The 18,097-nt window shown below is 41.8% G+C and carries 16 protein-coding genes; 5 read left to right on the top strand and 11 right to left on the bottom strand.

Annotated elements, in window-relative coordinates; all coding sequences use genetic code 11:
* The first annotated feature begins 92 nt into the window (after positions 1-92).
* The 3 genes from thrA to thrC are packed head-to-tail and all read left to right on the top strand — an operon-like array spanning position 93 to position 4,876.
* The gene (gene thrA / locus RT138_RS08520) at positions 93-2,540 is read left to right on the top strand and encodes a bifunctional aspartate kinase/homoserine dehydrogenase I (protein ID WP_313190331.1); all 2,448 of its coding nucleotides are present in this window, start codon (positions 93-95) and stop codon (positions 2,538-2,540) included.
* 19 nt (positions 2,541-2,559) lie between these two features.
* Positions 2,560-3,552 carry a homoserine kinase gene (locus RT138_RS08515; protein WP_313190330.1) on the top strand — a complete coding sequence of 331 codons (993 nt, stop codon included), beginning with the start codon at positions 2,560-2,562 and terminating at the stop codon, positions 3,550-3,552.
* 16 nt (positions 3,553-3,568) lie between these two features.
* The gene (thrC, locus tag RT138_RS08510) at positions 3,569-4,876 is read left to right on the top strand and encodes a threonine synthase (RefSeq protein ID WP_313190329.1); all 1,308 of its coding nucleotides are present in this window, start codon (positions 3,569-3,571) and stop codon (positions 4,874-4,876) included.
* A 74-nt stretch (positions 4,877-4,950) separates the two neighbouring features.
* Here thrC and RT138_RS08505 read toward each other — a convergent pair whose 3' ends face one another.
* A complete protein-coding gene (locus RT138_RS08505; protein ID WP_313190328.1) occupies positions 4,951-6,096 on the bottom strand; it encodes a TlpA disulfide reductase family protein in 1,146 nt (381 codons plus the stop codon).
* 172 nt (positions 6,097-6,268) lie between these two features.
* Here RT138_RS08505 and RT138_RS08500 point away from each other — a divergent pair, with 172 nt between their 5' ends.
* On the top strand, positions 6,269-7,453 hold the full coding sequence (locus RT138_RS08500; RefSeq protein WP_313190327.1) for a class I SAM-dependent rRNA methyltransferase: 1,185 nt from the start codon (positions 6,269-6,271) through the stop codon (positions 7,451-7,453).
* A gap of 118 nt (positions 7,454-7,571) precedes the next feature.
* Here RT138_RS08500 and RT138_RS08495 read toward each other — a convergent pair whose 3' ends face one another.
* The 10 genes from RT138_RS08495 to RT138_RS08450 all read right to left on the bottom strand — a co-directional run bounded on the left by RT138_RS08495 (position 7,572) and on the right by RT138_RS08450 (position 16,385).
* Complete coding sequence (locus tag RT138_RS08495; protein ID WP_313190326.1) at positions 7,572-8,327, bottom strand: SGNH/GDSL hydrolase family protein; 756 nt, start codon at positions 8,325-8,327, stop codon at positions 7,572-7,574.
* A 45-nt stretch (positions 8,328-8,372) separates the two neighbouring features.
* On the bottom strand, positions 8,373-9,560 hold the full coding sequence (locus tag RT138_RS08490; RefSeq protein WP_313190325.1) for an aspartate aminotransferase family protein: 1,188 nt from the start codon (positions 9,558-9,560) through the stop codon (positions 8,373-8,375).
* A 121-nt stretch (positions 9,561-9,681) separates the two neighbouring features.
* Positions 9,682-10,113 carry a hypothetical protein gene (locus RT138_RS08485; RefSeq protein ID WP_313190324.1) on the bottom strand — a complete coding sequence of 144 codons (432 nt, stop codon included), beginning with the start codon at positions 10,111-10,113 and terminating at the stop codon, positions 9,682-9,684.
* Positions 10,113-11,048 (bottom strand): hypothetical protein, encoded by a 936-nt coding sequence (locus RT138_RS08480; RefSeq protein ID WP_185216091.1) that lies wholly within the window; start codon positions 11,046-11,048, stop codon positions 10,113-10,115. The genes RT138_RS08485 and RT138_RS08480 overlap by 1 nt, the downstream gene beginning before the upstream one ends.
* 34 nt (positions 11,049-11,082) lie before the next feature.
* Positions 11,083-11,628, bottom strand: a complete 546-nt coding sequence (locus RT138_RS08475) for an RNA polymerase sigma factor (RefSeq protein ID WP_185210669.1) — start codon at positions 11,626-11,628, stop codon at positions 11,083-11,085.
* A gap of 6 nt (positions 11,629-11,634) precedes the next feature.
* Entirely contained in the window at positions 11,635-12,588 is a 954-nt protein-coding gene (locus RT138_RS08470; protein WP_185210668.1) for a transketolase family protein, read from the bottom strand.
* Positions 12,589-12,612: 24 nt separating this feature from the next.
* A complete protein-coding gene (locus tag RT138_RS08465; RefSeq protein WP_185210666.1) occupies positions 12,613-13,461 on the bottom strand; it encodes a transketolase in 849 nt (282 codons plus the stop codon).
* 491 nt (positions 13,462-13,952) lie between these two features.
* Positions 13,953-14,507, bottom strand: coding sequence for a NifU family protein (locus tag RT138_RS08460; protein ID WP_093098771.1), 555 nt, complete (start codon positions 14,505-14,507; stop codon positions 13,953-13,955).
* 74 nt (positions 14,508-14,581) lie between these two features.
* Positions 14,582-15,931 (bottom strand): adenylosuccinate lyase, encoded by a 1,350-nt coding sequence (purB, locus tag RT138_RS08455; protein WP_313190323.1) that lies wholly within the window; start codon positions 15,929-15,931, stop codon positions 14,582-14,584.
* 235 nt (positions 15,932-16,166) lie between these two features.
* Positions 16,167-16,385, bottom strand: coding sequence for a hypothetical protein (locus tag RT138_RS08450; RefSeq protein ID WP_185210662.1), 219 nt, complete (start codon positions 16,383-16,385; stop codon positions 16,167-16,169).
* Between the two features lie 236 nt (positions 16,386-16,621).
* On the opposite strand from RT138_RS08450, the gene RT138_RS08445 reads away from it, so the two are divergent.
* The gene (locus RT138_RS08445; RefSeq protein WP_313190322.1) at positions 16,622-17,971 is read left to right on the top strand and encodes an acyl-CoA dehydrogenase family protein; all 1,350 of its coding nucleotides are present in this window, start codon (positions 16,622-16,624) and stop codon (positions 17,969-17,971) included.
* Positions 17,972-18,097: the final 126 nt, after the last annotated feature.

Raw genomic sequence — 18,097 nt, 5'->3', positions numbered from 1 at the left:
GTAATTAGTACAGATATTAGAAGCCTTCCTCTTTTGAGGAAGGCTTTTTTATTTCCGATAAAACAAACAGTAAATAAACAGAGCAAGAAAGCATGAAAATTCTAAAATTTGGCGGGACATCCGTAGGTTCCGTAGAAAGTATCAAAGCAGTATTAGCCATCGTAAAGGAATCCTACGAAGCTGGAGAAAAGCCGTTGGTCGTGTTGTCAGCGATGTCAGGTATCACCAACCTGTTGACAAAAATGGCTGAAGATGCAGCTGAAGGCAAACCTTTTGCCGAGGATCTGAAACTTCTGGAAGAGAAACACTTTGAAGTGGTCAAGAAATTAATCGCCGTGAAGTTTCAAAATCCCGTGTTAACAAGATTGAAACTCTTGGTCAATGAATTGGAAGACCTGCTGCAAGGGGTGACCGCTTTAAAGGAACTTAGTAACCAGAGCAAAGACCTGATCATCTCTTATGGCGAACGCTGCAGCAATTATTTGGTCGCCAAGATCATGGAACAGGAGGTTCCCGAAGCAGAATACATCAACGCTTCCCACTATATTAAAACAGATTCCAATTTTGGAAATGCCCACCTCAACGAACCGCTTACCGCACAATTAATCCAAGCTCTTTCTCAAACACATGCCGATAAACTCCTATTTGTAACTGGATTCATCGGTTCTAATGATAAAGGCAGGATTACGACCCTGGGGCGTGGTGGCTCGGATTATACCGCTGCCATCTTCGGTTCGGTGCTCAATGCTTCAGCCATTGAGATCTGGACAGATGTGAACGGTATGTTGACCGCAGACCCTAGAATTGTTAAGAAAGCTTTTTCTTTGCCTGTGCTTTCTTATACTGAAGCTATGGAGCTTTCTTATTTTGGAGCGAAAGTCATCTATCCTCCAACGATGGTTCCGGCTTTTATGAAGAAGATTCCGATTGTCATCCGCAATACCTTTCAACCTAAATTCCCTGGAACGGTAATCCAGTTTGAGACTGGAAAGTCAGGTTTTCCGATCAAAGGTATCTCTTCGATTTCCGATGTCTCGGTTATTAACCTTACGGGTAGTGGGATGGTTGGGAAGTCTGGATTCAGTGGTCGCCTGTTTACCCTGTTAGCTAGGGAGCAGATCAACGTGATCTTGATTACGCAATCTTCTTCAGAGCACAGTATCACTTTTGCTGTTAATCCAAGTGATTCGCAAAAGGCCGTTGAGCTTATCCAGAATGAATTCGAACTGGAGCTTTTGGCCAATAAGTTATCCCTACCTGTTGTAGAGAGTGATCTATCCATCTTGGCAATCGTAGGCGAGAACATGAAACGTACGCCTGGCATGTCGGGTAAGTTATTCCATGCGCTTGGACGTAATGGTATCAATGTGCGTGCAATTGCTCAGGGCTCTTCAGAATTCAATATTTCAGTCATCATTAATAAGGATGACCTTTCTAAGGCGCTGAACGCTGTTCATGATGCCTTCTTCGCTGAGTTGAAGAAAACACTTCATGTGTTCAATATAGGTACAGGAAATATTGGTTCTACTTTGTTCAGCCAGTTGCATAAACAGCACGCTTTCTTGGAAGAGCAAAATGATATAGAAGTTAAAGTAGTAGGTATTTCTAATTCCAGAAGGATGTATTTCAATGCCGATGGAATAGACCTGGGTAATTGGAAGGAAGAAATGGATGCTAACGGTGAGGTAGCGGATTTAGCAACCTTTATCGCAAAGATGCAAGAGATGAATCTACCTAACTGTGTGTTTATCGATAATACGGCGAGCAAATTGCCTGCAACCTATTATGAAAATATCTTTAAGGCGAACATCTCGATTGTGACCTGTAATAAAATCGCAAACTCAGGTGATTATGCTCAATATAAACTATTGCATGAGACGGCAAGAAAGCATGGGGTAGATTTCTTCTATGAAACCAATGTTGGTGCTGGCCTGCCGATTGTTAGGGTTCTTAAGGACTTGATGATGAGCGGCGACCGCTTGTTGAAGATAGAGGCTATCCTATCTGGAACCATCTCCTATATCTTCAATAATTTCAAGGGAGATGCCTCATTCTACGATGTAGTTAAAAAAGCCCAGGAGTTAGGATTTACAGAGCCTGATCCCCGCGATGATCTAGGAGGGATTGATTTTATGCGTAAGATGTTGATCTTGGGTAGGGATGCTGGATATCCGATTGAGTCTTCAGATGTTCAGTTAGGTAATATTCTTCCTGAAAGCTGTTTGAAGGCCGACTCGGTGGATGAGTTCTATGCAGAGCTGTTAAAAGCTGATGATTACTTCAATAATTTGAAAGTAGAAGCAGAAAAGCAAGGTAAGGTAATTCGATATATCGGTACATTAGAGAATGGTAAAGTTGCAATCAGTTTGCAGATGGTCGATGAGAGCCATCCATTCTATGCCTTATCAGGAAGCGATAATATTATTTCATTTACGACGGAACGATATAAAGAACGTCCATTGGTGGTGAAAGGTCCAGGTGCTGGGGCGGAAGTTACAGCTGGAGGAGTGTTCGCAGATTTAGTAAACGTCGGAGCTTAATTTTAAAACAATAGAAATCATGTCAAATCCTGAACAAATAGTAAAAAAGGAAAATACATTGAGTACAGATAAATGGTTAAAAGAAGTACGGGTGTTTGCTCCTGCAACAGTAGCAAATATGATCTGTGGCTTTGATATATTGGGTTTTGCCGTAGATAAACCTGGAGACGAGGTTTATATGCAACGGGTGGAAGAGTCTGGAGTTAGGATTCGCTCCATCCAAGGAGACGATGGCCGTTTGCCATTAGACCCTGATAAGAATACCGTGAGCGCCTGTGTCAAGATGTTATTGAGCCATTTAGGGCTTGAAGACGAAGTCGGTGTAGAAATCGACTTGATCAAGCACATGCCTATTGGTAGTGGACTAGGTTCTAGTTCGGCGAGTACAGTGGCAGGTTTGTTTGCCATAAATGCCCTTTTGGGGAACCCTTTGACCAAAAATGAGCTGATGCCTTTCTGTGTAGAGGGCGAAAGATTGGCCTGTGGTCATGGCCATGCCGATAATGTTGCACCAGCATTGATGGGTGGTATTACCTTGATCAGAGGTTATGAACCCCTGGATATCATCAATCTACCTGTACCCGAAGATTTAGTTGCTGGTATTGTGTTTCCACAAGTGGATGTTCCGACAAGGGATGCAAGGCAATTGATCAAGGAAAAAGTATCCTTAAAAGATGCGGTTAATCAATGGGGCAATATAGCAGGCCTTGTAGCGGGATTATACCGAAGCGATTATGACTTGATCGGCAGAAGTATGCACGATGTACTGATCGAACCTACACGAGCGATCTTGATACCTGAATTCTATGAAATGAAACGCATAGCGATGGATGCTGGCGTGCTAAGCTTTGGGATCTCGGGTTCCGGACCTTCCGTGGTTGCTATCAGCAAAGGTGCTGAGGCTGCACAATTGGCGGTAGACCGTATTCAAGAGCATTTGACCGCCAATGGTATCGATAGCTTACAGTTTGTTTCTGCAGTAAATGCGGAAGGCCCAAAAATTCTTTCTTAAACCTAAACTTACTACAATGCAATTTTATAGTACTAACAATAAAGATCTGCGCGTATCCTTTCAAGAGGCAGTTTTTAATTCGCTTCCTCAAGATAAGGGACTTTATATGCCGGAGAATATCCCAAGCCTAGATCCTTATTTCATTAAAAATATACAGCAATACTCCTTTCAGGAGATTGCCTTTCAGATAGCCAATGCGATTATCGGGAATGACATCCCTGAGAAGGACTTGAAGGCCATCATCAATGATGCCATCAATTTTGATGCACCATTGCGTTTCCTTAGCGCTGATACTGCGGTATTGGAGCTTTTCCATGGACCATCCTATGCCTTTAAGGACTTTGGTGCGCGATTTATGAGCCGTGTAATGGGTTACTTCTCGAATCAAGGAGAACAGTTACTGGACGTCCTGGTTGCAACCTCAGGTGATACCGGTGGTGCAGTGGCCTTAGGCTTCCTTGGCGTCGAAGGTACCCGAGTGACCATACTATACCCTAAGGGCAAGGTCTCTAAGGTACAGGAAGAACAATTAACGACCAATGGCCAAAACATCAGGGCATTGGAAGTGGAAGGCACCTTTGATGATTGCCAAGCCTTGGTTAAGCAGGCTTTCAATGATCCTGAGCTGAACCAAAATCTAAGGCTTACTTCCGCGAATTCTATCAATATTGCCAGATTGATTCCGCAGACCTTTTATTATTTCTGGGCCTATGCTCAATTGAAGGCTCAGGGTATGCAAGAGGTAGTGTTCACTGTTCCCAGTGGTAACTTTGGTAATATTGGTGCCGGCTTATTGGCTTATAAGATGGGATTACCGGTTTCGCATTTTGTGGCAGGGACGAATGTCAATGATACGGTGCCACGTTTCTTGCAATCTGGACAGTACGAGCCGAAAGCATCTGTACAAACCTTAGCAAATGCCATGGATGTTGGAAACCCAAGTAACTGGGTCCGTATCCAAGACCTATTCCATAATAACCTATCGGAACTGCAGGGAATGATCAGTTCATACACCTACAATAATGAGGAAACCAAAAAAGGAATGGATGAGCTGTATGAGCAATTTAAATATGTAGCCTGTCCGCATACAGCAATTGCATATCTAGCGTCCAAAGCCTACCGAAAGGATCATCCTGGCGAATATGCTTCGGTGTTCCTATCCACGGCACATCCTTGTAAGTTTCCAGAAGCTATTTCGGAAGAGGTCTATAAAGAAGTGAAACTACCAGAGGGTGCAGAGAAGCTGCAAGGCAAACCAAAGCTGGCAGAGGAGTTGAAAGTAGATTACGACGCCTTCAAGGCTTACTTGATAGAGAACAATTAATAACTTCTATACATGCAAAAAAGGATCAATCCAAGAATATCGGATTGATCCTTTTTTTATTCTAATAAAGCAAGTTATTCCAGAGTTGCCAATAGTTCTTCTAGCTTATCCAAAGGGAACCTGATTTTCGCCAATTTCCCAGTCTTTGTATTGATGATCATATAGGTAGGGTAGCTTTGTACAGACAAAGAATCTTCCAGAACCTTTACTTCCGACTTTTCCAACCAAAAATTATCATATTTCTTTGGTTCTTTGGCTAGGTGGTTTTTCCAAACATCTTCTTTTTGATCAATGGAGAGCCCAATAAATTTGATGTTCTTTTTACTTGTGCCTGCAATCCTTTCATACTCCGGATGTTGTTGAAGGCAAGGAACACACCATGTTGCCCAAACATCAATAACGATATAGTCTGCTTCCTTGTATAAATCTTTGATATTGAGTTTTTCATTCTTTAGGTTACTTAACTTTAACGCTGGGAAAGATAGGTCAGTCATCGATTTATTCTTATAATCTGCCATATCATATTGATTCTGCAACTCATTGATTTTGTTCTGAGAGAGGTCCTGTTCCTTAACTTTGGCTATTACTTGCTCAATCCGATCTAAGTGCGCAGGCGATAATTCTTGGAAGCCTGTAGACATAAACGGATTCGTTAAAAAATTACCCAAATATTCAACTGTCAATAAGGAATTCGGGTATTTATTTAGTGCCTTGATCTTTTCACTAAATCCCCATTCTGTAATCTCTTCTAGTGAGGACGTCTTTTCCTTGTATTTCTCCCTTTGTTGTTTTTGGAGGGCATTCATTTCAGCAAGTTGTTTATTCAATTCACTATCCTCTACATATGCTTTTTTCTCTTTTGCGTCCAAGGTTATTACCATGTTTTTATCATCCACGATTATAGGCAATGCATCTCTTTCATAGGTGATTTCCTTTCTACTTAACAATTCATCATGTAACTCTTCGTAAGTTGGATATTCATTTTTGCTCAATACCATGAATGAATGGTTTACCTGTTCCTTAGGCAAGTCTCCAGGAATCTTAAATTCAAAAGTATTGTTGTCCAATTTATGGACTTGAAAACCATTAAAACTGGATAAGTGAATATACTTAATACTGTCGCCAAAGTTGTTGATGGTCCCTTTGATGGTTACCTCTTGGGCAAATAAGGATTGAAAGAAAATGAAAATAAATAGAAAGATAGTGCTGATAATTCTCATAAGTTGTTTATTAGTGGTTGTCATGAATATAATGAAAATAAATGTTGAAAGAGAATAAAGGTTCCAACCGTAAGAAAAGCAAAGGATAAAAATCAAGAAAAGGAGGCTGTAATTCAAAGTTTTTTAGTACATGATGAATTAATTTCTTTCAATTCTATTTATTTTTGCATTCATGAATAAAATAATCCTGAACAAAGGAAAGGATAAAGCCGCTTGGCAATTACATCCATGGGTCTTTTCCGGCGCAATCTCAGCTGCTCTGGGCAAACCACAAAATGGAGATATCGTTTCTGTCTACAACATAGAAGATGAATTTATTGCCTACGGTATATACAATGGTAACTCAAGGGTTGCAGTCCGCTTATTGGAATGGGACCCTAGTCAGGAGATCACTGAGGAATGGTGGCGCAATCGGGTAAGCAAAGCGGTCAATAACCGTTTGAGCTTATTGCACGATAGCAACAATACCGTTCGATTGATCTTCGCCGAGGCCGACTTCCTACCAGGATTGATAGCCGATAAATATGCTGACTTTATTTCCGTACAGATTCATTCCGCAGGAATTGAAAAGGTAAAGGATATTATCGTCGATCAGCTCGTTCAGTTACTACAACCCAAAGGAATCTATGAGCGTAGTGACCTGAAATCTAGAGAATATGAAGGTCTCCCTGATACCAATGGTCTTCTGTATGGTGCCGTACCTCCTGAATTTGTTGATGTCGTTGAAAATGGTATACATTATCAAGTCAATATAGCAGAAGGGCAGAAGTCTGGTTTCTATTGCGACCAACGCGAGAATAGAGCCATAACGGCACGTTATGTCAAGGATAAGAAGGTGTTGGATTGCTTTAGTTACTCTGGCGGGTTTACCCTAAATGCCTTTCGTGAAGGTGCGAGCTCCATCACCTCCGTAGACAGCTCAGGATTGGCTATCGAAACTTTAAAGAACAATATCAAGCTCAATGGATTCGACAGCAGCAAGCATACCGCTGTTCAGTCTGATGTCAATAAATACCTGAGGGAATTGGGGGAGCATGGAGAGAAGTTTGATGTCATCGTTTTAGATCCGCCCAAGTATGCACCTACAAGGTCTGCTTTAGAAAAAGCTTCCCGAGCATACAAAGACCTGAACAGACGCGGACTTATGCTCCTAAATAGCGGAGGCCTTTTGGCTACATTTTCTTGCTCTGGAGCCATGGATATCGATACCTTCAAACAGGTCATCGCTTGGGCCGCTCTAGACGCCGGTAAAGAAATCCAATTTATCTATCAATATTGCCAACCCGAAGACCATCCCGTTCGTGCTTCCTTTCCAGAAAGTGAGTACCTGAAGGGATTGTTGGTTAGGGTGCTTTAGGTAGAGAGGAGATATGAGATGGGAGATATGAGATAGAAAGGCTGACAAATTTAATATCTCAATACTCATATCTAAAATAAAAAAACCTCGCCTCAGTTTATCTGAGGCGAGGTTTTTTTTATTTTATCAATTTGAGCCAAGATTCGGCCATCAGGTTGGCGCCGGCCATCGTGGTATGTACACCGTCGGTGGTCCAGTAGCCGCCGTTGCTGTTTCTTTTTAGGCCTTGGTCAAAGATGCTTTGGTAAGGCAAAAAGATGGCGCCGTATTCTTGAGCGATTTCTTTGGCTGCGTTCAGGTATTTTGGAAACTCAGGGAACCAGGCGTCTGTAACATGCTTTACGTTCTTGACACCAAAAGGTTCGATGATAATCAATTTTACATCAGGAAGGGCTGCTTTGGTTTTGTCCAGCAACTCTTTATACTGCGCTTTATATTGCTCAGGCGAGTTTTTCGCGCCACTATCCATGGTTCTCCAGAAGTCGTTTACACCGATCATAATGCTCAGGATATTGGGTTTTAGGTCCAATGCATCCTTTTGCCAGCGATTGATTAGATCAGGAACACGGTTTCCGCTGATTCCGCGATTATAGACCTTGATATCCTTGTCTGCATATTTATTAAGAAGGGTACTTGCTGCCATAAAAGCATAGCCGTTTCCAAAAGCATTGCCATCGTTAGGGTTCAGGTTTTCCTTATTTCTGCCTGCATCGGTAATCGAGTCACCTTGAAAGAGGATGACATCCCCTTGGTTGATGCTCAGTGTAGCCTTAGCACCCGTAGAAAAATCTATGGCGTTAGCGAGTGATGTTCCTAAGCCGGCTGCTCCCAATGTCAACAAGCTTTTCTTTAAAAAGTCTCTTCTGTTCTCCATTTTTATGATTAAATAGGTTGATAGTGTTACAGCAATTTAGCTATTCTAACAGAATTTTTCAATCCCTTCCTTAATTATTTTGCAGGATTGGATGATTTCTTCCTCACTGATCGTCAATGGAGGGGCAATGCGCAATGCCGTTTCACAATGCAGGTACCAGTCAATGATCAAGCCTTTGGATGCACAATAGTTGCTCACTTGGTACACTTGGTCAAAGTTGTCCAGTTGCAGGCACATCATCAGTCCCAAGCCGCGGATTTCCTTGATTTGCGGAATATTGAGCTCCGTCCTAAACAGATTGGCCTTACGCTCTACCGATTCAACAAGCTTTTCATCTTGTATCACCTTCAGGGAGGCCCTTGCTGCAGCACAGCTCACCGGATGGCCACCGAAGGTGGTTATGTGTCCCAGCATTGGGTTTGATTTGATTACGTCCATCATTTCCTTTGGGGCTACAAAAGCACCCAAGGGCATTCCGCCAGCAATACCTTTAGCCAACATCAGGATGTCCGGGACGATGCCAAAATGTTCAAAGGCAAATAATTTTCCAGTCCTACCGAATCCAGTCTGTATTTCATCGAATATCAAAAGTGCTCCTGTTTCCGTGCATTTCTTGCGCAGGGCCTGCATATATTCTTTGCTAGGCACTCGAACACCGGCTTCCCCTTGAATGGCTTCCACGATGACCGCTGCGGTCCTGACGCTGATCTTATCCAGGTCAGGCAGGTTATTGTATTCAATAAAGGAAATCTCAGGAAGAAGTGGGGCATAGGCCTCGCGATATTCATCATTGCCGATAAGGCTCAATGCACCTTGCGTACTGCCATGGTAGGCCTGTTTGGCAGCGATGATTTCCCTGCGACCGGTGAATTTCTTGGCCACTTTCATCGAACCTTCTACAGCCTCCGCTCCTGAATTGGTAAAGTAAACCGATTCGAAGGAATCTGGCAGGACATCCAATAGTTCCGTAGCCAACAGCACCTGTGGGGCTTGGACAAACTCGCCATAAACCGTGACGTGCATGAAACGGTCCAGCTGTTCCTGGATTGCTTTTAATACTTGGGGATGTCGATGGCCAATGTTGCTGACATTGAAACCAGACACCAGGTCCATATATTTCTCTCCGTTTGGCCCATATAGATATATACCTTCAGCACGGTCGATTTCTAACAATCTTGGTGAATCTGAGGTTTGGGCAGTGTTTTTTAGGAAGAGTTCTCTATTACTTATCATGATGTGGCAAAGATAGGCATAAACAAAAACTTTCATGAACCTTTAAGACGGGAAGGGTCGTGAATTTACAGCCTTATTATAATATAGTGCATAAAAAAAGAAGCCCTAGGGCTTCTTTTTATTAATGTCTTCTGCTGTTCAGTTCTTTGTACAGCAACTCTATAAATTCCTGTTCTACGGCAAAGAACTGAGATGCTCGGGATTGCCCGAGGACATCGGCGAACTTTGTCCGATATTTTTTCTTGATATCCACTTCCTGTGCATCGTATTCTATTACATCATTGCCGGGTCTGAAGGAATTGCCGCGATTGCCACCGTTGCTGTGACCTTGCGATTTCTTTGACTTGACACCTCTGATTTCTTTCGAGTACTGATTGTACAGTGGAAAGAATTGCTGTGCTTCGGTTGGAGTTAATCTCAGTTGTTTGGTAATATAAGCCGCCTTCTGTTTCTCAATTGCTTCAAATCTTTCTTGGCGTGACTGTCCATTCGCAACAAAACAAGCTATCCAAATCAAACAGAGCGTTGAAATAATATGTTTTAAACGAATCATTATAAATTATAATTTAAGTAATCTTCTAAAACTTCCTTATCGATTCCCTCCCCCACATTTAGCGCTTCCTCTGGCTGATAGATGTACTCTGCATAGTACTCTAGGTCAGAAGCATCACTGTAATTGGAAAGGTAGTTGATAATTTCATCTTCTGGAATTTCATTCAACGACACCTTTTCCGCTTGCATGGGTTGGTTGTATTCTGCATTGTAAACAGATACCCCGATCACTGCGGCTACACAAGCTGCAGCGGCTGAGCTCAACCAAGCATACACTTTTCTTTTCTTCCCAGAAACTGAAGTTTCAGACTCATTACGTGAAGGCAATTGAATGACCTTCTTGTCCTGAACTTTGTCAAGGATAGCGGTAGACAGCTGATCGAAATAACCCGCAGGTACTTCAAACCCATCTGCCTGAACTTTAGATTTCAATTCTTCGGTATAGATTGAAGCCATAATCTGATCATCGGCTTCTTCAAAATAACCTTCAGGAACGGTAAATCCTGGTTCTGCTATCTCTAGCGTTAACTCTTCTTCTTCAATTCTGTCTAGAATACGAGCAGTCAAGTTATCAAAGTAACCAGCAGGAACTTCTGTTTCTTCCATTTCTCTGACCCCGTCTATGTGGACTTGGCCAAGGATCTGCTCACTCAATTGATCAAAATACTGCTCAGGCACACTGAAGTTTTCAGCATCTCTGTACTGGTCGATCTTGATCTGACCTAACAGTTGGGACTCTTGTTGTTCAAAGAATCCATTTGGAGTGCTCAATCCTACTTTTCCTGTGTCTGAAATTTGATCAAGTTTAGCGAAGAACAGACTTCTTTCGGTTAGCTTTTCAAAGTAATTTTCAGGTACAATGAAAGGGTTGACACGCAACGAGTTAGGTAGTTGGTTGCCTCCTAAGTTTTCGTAATATGTGTTATTTTCTTTCATAGTACCATAATAGATAGTTTTTGCGGCAAAAGGTTTAATCGTTTGAGGCAAAAAAGTTCTCTATTTTTTTAACTGCTAAGTGGTACGAAGCTTTTAAGGCTCCGACACTGGTTCCTAACACCTCGGATATTTCTTCGTACTTCATGTCCTCGAAATATTTCATGTTAAAGACCAGTCTTTGTTTGTCCGGCAAGATCAAAAGAGCTTGCTGTAATTTCATTTGTGCCTTGTCACCATTGAAATATGCACCGTCTGCCAAGGAGTCTGCAAGATAAGCAGAGCTATCATCATCCAATGAAACACTCTGCTTTTGCTTTTTCTTGTTCAAGAAGGTGATACACTCATTGGTAGCAATGCGGTATAACCAAGTATACAATTGCGAATCTTCCCTGAATTTCTCAAGATTGCGCCATACTTTGATAAAGATATCTTGTACAACATCATCGGCATCGTCGTGATCAATGACCATACGTCTGACATGCCAATAAATCTTTTGCTGATATTTTTTAAGCAATAAGCGGAATGCCTCTTCACGAGTTTTTTCATCCGCAAACTTTGCTATTATCAGGGAATCTTCCATAGATTGTTATTTTCTTGTAATGACTTTACGTACTGCATTAACAATATTTGCAGCATTTAAACCGTATTTTTCCATCAATTGAGCTGGAGTTCCCGACTCGCCGAAGCTATCGTTCACTGCAACATACTCCTGTGGAGTAGGTAATTTCTGTGCCAATAATTGCGCCACGCTGTCGCCAAGACCGCCAAGACGGTTATGCTCTTCAGCGGTAACAACACATCCTGTTTTGGTCACTGATTTTAGGATCGCTTCTTCATCCAATGGTTTAATGGTGTGGATGTTGATGATCTCAGCATTGATGCCTAATTTCTCCAATTCTTCACCCGCTTGGATCGCTTCCCATACCAAATGACCTGTTGCCACGATCGTAACATCGGTACCTTCATTCAGCATCACCGCTTTGCCGATCTCAAATTTTTGGTCAGCAGGAGTGAAGTTAGGAACTACTGGACGTCCGAAACGAAGGTAAACAGGACCTTCATGGTCTACTAACGCAACTGTAGCCGCTTTTGTTTGGTTGTAGTCACATGGATTGATCACCGTCATCCCAGGTAACATTTTCATCAGACCGATATCTTCTAAGATCTGGTGAGTAGCGCCATCTTCTCCCAAAGTCAAACCCGCGTGTGAAGCACAGATCTTTACGTTCTTGCCCGAGTACGCAATGGATTGACGGATTTGGTCATAAACACGACCAGTAGAGAAGTTGGCAAAAGTACCAGTGAAAGGAATCTTACCACCAATGGTAAGACCAGCAGCGATACCCATCATGTTCGCTTCCGCAATACCAATTTGGAAGAAACGCTCTGGATAAGCTTTTATAAAGTCGTTCATTTTCAATGAACCGATCAAGTCAGCACATAAGGCTACTACGTTTTCATTTTTCTGGCCAGCTTCCAATAAACCAGCACCGAAACCTGAACGTGTATCTTTTGATTCTGTGTATGTATATTTTTTCATTACAAATACTATCGTAAACAGTGATTAATAATCGCCTATGGTTCTAGGGATTTGGTTTAAAGCAGATTCTAATTGCTCATCGTTTGGAGCAACTCCATGCCATTTGTGTGAGCCCATCATGAAATCAACACCTGAACCCATTTCAGTGTGCAATAAGATGATTACCGGTTTGCCTTTTCCAGTACGAGATTTAGCCTCGTCCAATCCAGCAATTACAGATGCCATGTCATTACCTTTGTTCACTTCCAATACGTCCCATCCAAAAGCTTCCCATTTAGCACGTAGGTTTCCTAATGACAATACATCATCAGTTGAACCATCGATCTGCGCACGGTTGTAATCCACTGCTGCGATCAAATTGTCTACTTTATTGTGAGGTGCATACATAGCAGCTTCCCAAACCTGACCTTCTTGCAATTCACCGTCGCCCATCAATACATATACCAAATTGTTGTCTTTGTTCAACTTTTTAGCTTGTGCTGCACCGATAGCCACTGAAAGACCTTGACCCAAAGAACCAGAAGCGATACGGATTCCTGGAAGGTGCTCATGTGTAGTCGGGTGTCCCTGAAGACGAGAGTTGATTTTTCTGAAGGTAGCTAATTCGCTCACTGGAAAATAACCAGCCCTAGCCAATGTACTGTAGAAAACTGGAGAGATGTGACCGTTAGACAAGAAGAATATATCTTCACCAATGCCATCCATGTTGAAAGATGGGTCATTTTTCATCGCGTGAAAGTACAAGGCCACAAAGTAGTCAGTACAACCCAATGATCCCCCTGGGTGTCCTGATTGGCATGCATGCACCATACGAACAATGTCTCTTCTTACTTGCGAAGCGATCTGTTCTAATTTGTTTATATCTGCACTCATTTTAAAGTATAAAGTTTCGATTATTTTGCCGATAAAGTTAGTGATTTTTAATGGAGTGCCCTTGAAAAAGCTGAATTATTTAGACCGTAACCAACGGTTCCAAAGGAATTTTGTCCACAATTCACATTTATCTGAAAATTTAAAGTCTAGGCTGTCAGTTGACCTGCTCTGAATATACACATATTTTTGTAATGGTTTAGAATAACTAAAACCTAAAATTCCGATTGTCATCTACCAAAGGATCCGAGCCTCAATTTGATCTTATTCGAGACATGTTTTGAATTTTCCGAATATGTCTCGAATATGGGTAAAAGCATTCCCGAAGTCCATGCCATATTTTTAGTCCATTTTGAACCCCAAAAACACAAAAAAAGAGTCGCCCTTTCAGGCAACTCTTCCTTATATTTTCTGATTCAGTTTATTTATACTTAAAATCTAAATCCCTTCAAACAAGGTCTAAATACTAACTACTAAATACTTTTTGTTCTATATTACATTGCATTTGCTACCACTTCCTCCACTTCAGGGACCATACGCTTCAATAAACCTTCGATTCCGGCTTTTAAGGTAATGGTTGAAGAAGGGCAACCCGAACAAGATCCGCGTAGTTCCACGGTAACCGTTCCATTGTCAAAGGATTTGTAGGCAATAGCACCACCGTCCTGCTCTACCGCTGGGCGAACATAGTCGTGCAATACCTGTTGGATTTTTATTTCCACATCATTTCCTTCAAAGACCACGTCTTCTGAATGTTCAACAGGTTTCACTGCCAATTCAGATTCTACAGCTCCCTTAACGAATTCTTTCAATAAGGCTTCGATATCATCCCATTCTGCATCTTCAGTCTTGGTAATGGTAACGAAATTGCTGGCAAAGAAGACGCCGTTTACAAAGTTGAACTTGAACAGTTCCTTTGCAAATGCAGATTCCTGTGCTTTTTCTCTATCTGGATAATCCAAGCTTCCGTTGATCAACAGTTTGTTGACCAAGAACTTCATTGTTGCTGGATTTGGGGTGCTTTCTGTATATACGTTAATCGTTGCCATGAATTCTAATTGTAAAATAAAAACACAAATATACTGTTAATACCTATTGCTAAGCGTCATTACTTCGTAAAAGCTTACAGCTTTACGCCTGTGTAGTTGCTTGGAGAGATGGCTTTGATCTCTTCTTTCACCTCTTCTGTAACATTCAATTGATCTACAAATGCCGCAATCGTGTCCTTGGTCACGTGGGTATTGGTACGTGTCAGGTCCTTTAATGCCTCGTAAGGTTTTGGATAGCCTTCGCGTCTCAATATGGTTTGGATCGCTTCTGCTACCACGGCCCAGTTGTTTTCAAGGTCAGCTTGGAAGGCTGCTTCGTTCAAGATCAATTTCCTCAATCCTCTCAAAGTAGATTTGATTGCGATCAAGGTATAGGAGAATGGAACGCCGATGTTTCTGAGAACGGTGGAGTCGGTCAGGTCTCTCTGTAATCTGGAGATTGGAAGTTTTGCTGCCAGGTGCTCCAATACCGCATTTGCCAAGCCTAGGTTTCCTTCAGCATTTTCAAAATCGATAGGGTTTACCTTATGTGGCATCGCTGAAGAACCAATCTGTCCTGCAGTAATCTTTTGTTTGAAGTAATCCAAGGAGATATAGGTCCATACATCACGACAAAGGTCGATAATGATATTGTTGATACGCTTTAAGCCATCGCAGCTGGCAGCGAAGTTATCATAGTGTTCAATTTGGGTAGTGGTTTGCGAACGGTCAAGGCCCAATGTTTCGTTAACGAATTTATTGCCGAAGGCAACCCAATCATGATTCGGGTAGGCAACATGGTGTGCGTTTAAGTTCCCCGTTGCTCCGCCGAACTTAGCTGAGAATGGAACTTGGTTCAACAGGTTCAACTGTTTTTCGATACGTTCAACAAATACTTTGATTTCTTTTCCTAAACGGGTAGGAGAGGCAGGTTGTCCGTGTGTACGGGCCAACATGGAAACATTCTCCCATTCTGCACTCAATTTTTTCAATTCCTCCAGCAATTCGCTGATGGCAGGTTGGTAAACCTCTTTCAGGGCATCCTTCCAGGAATGCGGGATTGCGGTATTATTGATGTCCTGGGATGTCAATCCAAAGTGGATGAATTCAAGGGAGTCATGCAGACCTAATTTCTCAAATTCATTTTTCAGGAAGTACTCCACGGCTTTCACATCATGGTTCGTTACCTTTTCCGTATCCTTAATCCATTGTGCATCTTCCAAACTGAAGTTTTTGTAGATATCACGTAACTTATCATTTAAGCTACCATCAAAATGGCTCAATTGCGGAATACCTGATTCACTGAGCGCGATAAAGTATTCTACTTCAACTAAGACACGGTATTTTATTAATGCGAACTCTGAGAAGTAATTCGATAGATCTTTGGTGGTATTGTAATATCTGCCATCAATGGGTGTGATTGCAGTCAATGGGGATAAAGTCATTTTATTTTCTTTAGTACGGATGCAAAAATAAGAAATAGATGTGAAATATGGGAAATGGGATTTGAGATGTGAGATATGAGACAGTGGGGGTGTAGGTTATTGGGGATGGATTTGAGATGTGAGATTTGATACAGTAGAGATGTAGGTTAATATCTCAATACTCATATCTCTTCCATAAACAACAAAAGCTCGTTTCTTAAACGAGCTCTTGATGTATTTTTAAAATCTGTTCGGATTATTGAACGTTTTTCAAAGAGTCAGCGATAGAATCACCAGTTGCACGAACTGAATCAGCAACATTTTCTAATGAATCAGCTACGTTTTCAGTAGTTGAATCTACAACGTTTGACAAAGAGTCAGCAGTAGCTTCAGTTTTAGTTTCTGCGTTGTTACAAGAAGCAACACCGATAGTTAATGCTAAACCTAAGAATCCGAATTTGAATAAATTTTTCATTTTTAATTTTCTATTTAGTTGAAACAAATTTGTTTATTTAATTCTTAATACCCAATACCTAAAAAGGTAACCCAAGAAAAGATATTTTTTTAAAATTTTTATTGAACCTTTTGATTTTCAGTCGTTTGATTTTAAATATTTTCCTTAAGGCAGCGCAAATATACTACTGTTTTGCTGATTTGCAACAAGAAAAAACAAAAATTGTTATATTTCTGTTAAATTTTTAAAAGAATACTATGCTAGAAAGACTACAGAATATCCTAAAACTCATGAAATCAGTGGATTTGGAGCAATTGGAGAAGATATCGAAGAAAGTGGATTTGGCGGAAGTTTTGGGCGCAGTCTCGAAAATGGACGAAAATCAGCTCAAAATGGCCATGAAAATGTTGACTGGAAGTAAAAAGAAAAAAGATCCACCTCCTATCAACGCTGACTTTTACGATATATCGGCAAAACTTTCCGAAGAGGATAGAGCCCTGCAGATGAAAGTCAGGACCTTCTTGGAAACTGAAATACAGCCCATCGTCAATAAATATTGGTTACATGATGAATTTCCTTTCGAGATCCTTCCCAAGTTAAGGGAGCTCAATGTCTGTGGTTATGTTTATGATGGTTATGGCTGTGCAGGCGGTACTTCCCTCATGGATGGTATCATAGCTGCTGAATTTGGCCGCGTCGATCCTTCCATCGCTACCTTCCTGGGTGTACAGAGCGGTTTGGCCATGGGGTCTATCTATATGTGCGGATCGGATGAGCAGAAAAATGAATGGTTGCCGGCCATGCAACAGCTGCACAAGATTGGTGCTTTCGGCTTGACGGAACCTTTGGTGGGTTCTGCGACAGCTGGTGGCTTGACCACGACATGTAAACGTGATGGAGACAATTGGATATTGAACGGTCAAAAGAAATGGATAGGTAACTCTACCTTTTCGGATATCACCATTATATGGGCAAGGGATCTGGATGACCAGCAGGTGAAAGGGTTTATTGTCCGCAAGGAGAACCCTGGCTTTGCGGTAGAGAAGATCAAGGATAAGATGGCCTTGCGCATTGTGCAGAATGGCCTGATCACCTTGACAGATTGTGTTGTTCCGGAATCAGACCGTATGCCTTATGCCAATTCCTTCAAAGATACGGCCAAGGTGCTACAGATGACGAGGGCAGGGGTGGCATGGATGGCTGTTGGATGTGCTCGTGGGGCCTATGAAAATGCATTGGACTATACCATCAAGCGAGAACAATTCGGAAAACCGATCGCTTCCTTCCAGTTGATCCAAAACCACCTGGTTGAAATGTTGTCCAATCTGACCGCCATGCAGACGCTGGTCTTCCGTCTTTCGGAATTACAGGATGACGAAAAGCTTAGGGATGAACATGCTTCCTTGGCCAAGGTCTTCTGTACCCTTCGCATGCGCGATATCGTATCCAAGGCCCGCGAGGTAATGGGCGGAAACGGTATCCTATTGGAATATAACGTAGCTCGCTTCCTTGCAGACGCCGAAGCCATCTACTCTTACGAAGGAACCAAAGAAATCAATTCCTTGATCGTCGGAAGAAGTATTACAGGATTTAGTGCTTTTGTGTAAAGGGGGATGTGAGATATGAGATAGGAGATTTGAGATAGAAAGTGTTGAATCACAAATTTCAGTAATCACATCTCAATACTAATAAAATAGTTATTACGGTTGATATCTCATATCTCAATACTCACA

Source organism: Sphingobacterium sp., from assembly GCF_032065005.1.
Classification (GTDB): Bacteria; Bacteroidota; Bacteroidia; order Sphingobacteriales; family Sphingobacteriaceae; genus Sphingobacterium.
The sequence above is the reverse complement of the archived record's forward strand: the minus strand, read 5'-3'. Positions and strand labels throughout refer to the sequence as shown.